The sequence below is a fragment of the Mesorhizobium sp. M7A.F.Ca.CA.002.05.1.1 genome, assembly GCF_003998335.1.
Lineage (GTDB): Bacteria > Pseudomonadota > Alphaproteobacteria > Rhizobiales > Rhizobiaceae > Mesorhizobium.
Window position 1 is genome coordinate 1 of the sequence record NZ_RZQI01000898.1, and the last position, 2,387, is coordinate 2,387.

Here is a 2,387-nt window from a genome sequence, read left to right on the forward strand (position 1 = left end):
CCCCCTCCCCCTTGTGGGGAGGGGTTAGGGGTGGGGGTAGATGCCGCTGTGACCTCTGGCGATTTCGTGTCTGCGACAACATTCCCCTCGCCCGCCACCTTCAGCCGCACGATGGGCGAACCAATCGCCACCGTGTCGCCGATTTCGGCGCCCAGCCACAGGATCTCGCCGTCGACCGGCGACGGGATTTCGACTGTCGCCTTGTCGGTCATCACGGCGGCGAGCACCGTGTCCTCGCGCACCATGTCGCCGATCTTGACGTGCCACTCGACCAGCTCGGCCTCGGCGACACCTTCGCCGACATCGGGCAGCTTGATGATGTGTTCGCCCATCTCAGGCCCCCATGGTTTCAAGCAAGGCACGGCCGACACGGGCGGGGCCGGGGAAATAATCCCACTCCTGCGCATGCGGATAGGGCGTGTCCCAGCCGGCAACGCGAGCAACCGGCGCTTCGAGGTGATAAAAACAGTTTTCCTGCACCAGCGCCGACAGTTCGGCGCCGAAGCCCGACGTCAGCGTCGCCTCATGCACGATGACGCAGCGCCCGGTCTTCTTGACCGAAGCGACGATCGTGTCGAGGTCGAGCGGCAGCAGCGTCCTGAGATCGATGATCTCGGCATCGATGCCGGTTTCCTCGGCCGCGGCCTGCGCGACATAGACCATGGTGCCGTAGGCGAGCACCGTGATGGCGGAACCCGGCCGGCGGATCGCCGCCTTGCCGAGCGGCACAGTGTAGTGGCCGTCGGCGACCTCGCCGAGCTCATGTTTCGACCACGGCGTCACCGGCCGGTCGTGATGGCCGTCGAACGGACCATTGTAGAGCCGCTTCGGTTCGAGGAAGATCACCGGATCGGGGTCTTCGATCGCCGCGATCAAGAGCCCCTTGGCGTCGTGCGGGTTGGACGGCACCACGGTCTTCAGCCCCGACACATGGGTGAACAGCGCTTCCGGGCTCTGGCTGTGCGTCTGGCCGCCGAAGATGCCGCCGCCGGTCGGCATGCGCACCACGATCGGGCAGGTGAAATCGCCATTGGAGCGATAGCGCAGCCTAGCTGCTTCCTGGGTCAGCTGGTCGTAGGCCGGATACATGTAGTCGGCAAACTGAATCTCCACGCACGGCTTCAGCCCATAGGCGGCCATGCCGATGGCCGAGCCGACAATGCCGGATTCGTTGATCGGCGCGTCGAAGCAGCGGCTCTTGCCGTATTTGGCCTGCAGGCCCTGCGTGCAGCGGAAGACGCCGCCGAAGAAGCCGACATCTTCGCCGAACACGACGACTTTGTCGTCGCGCCCCATCGATACATCCATGGCATCGCGAATGGCCTCGATCATGGTCCGTCTCGGCATGGCTCAGACTCCCGCCTGCTGGCGCTGGCGTCTGAGATGCGGCGGCATCTCGGCGTAGAGGCCCTCGAACATGTCGCGCGTCGACGGCTTGCCGCCGGCATGCAGCGTGCCGTGGCTTTCGGCTTCCTTCTGCGCCGCGATGACCGTGTCGAGGATTTCTGCCTCGGCCTGCGCGTGCCGCTCGTCCGACCAGACGCCAAGCGCGATGAGATGGTTTTTCAGCCGCACGATCGGGTCGCCGAGCGGCCAGGCGTCGGACTCGGTCTTTGGCCGGTAGGCCGAGGGATCGTCCGAGCTCGAATGCGCCCCGGCGCGGTAGGTGACATATTCGACCAGCGTCGGCCCGAGATTGCTGCGCGCCCGCTCCGCCGCCCATTTGGCCACCGCATGGACGGCGAGATAGTCGTTGCCGTCGACGCGCAGCGACGGGATACCGAAGCCGAGCCCCCTTGCCGCGAATGTGCCCGAGCCGCCGCGGGCAATGCCCTGAAAAGTCGAGATCGCCCACTGGTTGTTGACCACATTGAGCACGACCGGCGCCTTGTAGGTCGAGGCGAACACCAGCGCCGAGTGGAAATCGGATTCGGCCGTCGAGCCGTCGCCGATCCAGGCGGCTGCGATGCGCGAATCGTTCGAGATCGCCGAGGCCATCGCCCAGCCGACCGCCTGGATGTACTGCGTCGCCAGATTGCCGGAGATCGAGAAGAAGCCGTGCTCCTTCGACGAATACATGACCGGTAGTTGCCGGCCCTTCAGCGGATCCGCCTCGTTGGAATAGATCTGGTTCATCATCGTGACCATCGGATAGCCGTCGGCGATGAGCAGCCCTGCCTGGCGATAGGTCGGGAAATTCATGTCGCCCGGCGCCAGCGCCTTGCGGAAGGCGCAAGCCACCGCCTCTTCGCCCAGATGCTGCATGTAGAACGAGGTCTTGCCCTGCCGCTGCGCCATCTGCATGCGCGCGTCGAAGGTCCGCAGCGTCATCATGTGGCGCAGGCCGGCCAGAAGTTCCTCATCGGAGAGCAGGCCGGCCCAGGGAC

The 2,387-nt window shown here is 65.4% G+C and carries 3 protein-coding genes; all 3 read right to left on the reverse strand.

Annotation, left to right across the window (positions count from 1 at the left end):
• A partial coding sequence (locus tag EN939_RS30200; RefSeq protein ID WP_292696916.1) for a biotin/lipoyl-containing protein occupies window positions 1–332 on the reverse strand: 332 nt, incomplete at its 3' end.
• Window position 333: 1 nt separating this feature from the next.
• Window positions 334–1,347, reverse strand: coding sequence for an alpha-ketoacid dehydrogenase subunit beta (locus EN939_RS30205; RefSeq protein ID WP_127271317.1), 1,014 nt, complete (start codon window positions 1,345–1,347; stop codon window positions 334–336).
• A 3-nt stretch (window positions 1,348–1,350) separates the two neighbouring features.
• On the reverse strand, window positions 1,351–2,387 hold a 1,037-nt coding region (locus tag EN939_RS30210; protein WP_164751352.1), incomplete at its 5' end, for a thiamine pyrophosphate-dependent dehydrogenase E1 component subunit alpha.

Excerpts from the sequence above, each read along its gene's own strand:
- EN939_RS30205 (WP_127271317.1), bottom strand. The coding sequence starts at position 1,347 with ATGCCGAGACGGACCATGATCGAGGCCATTCGCGATGCCATGGATGTA.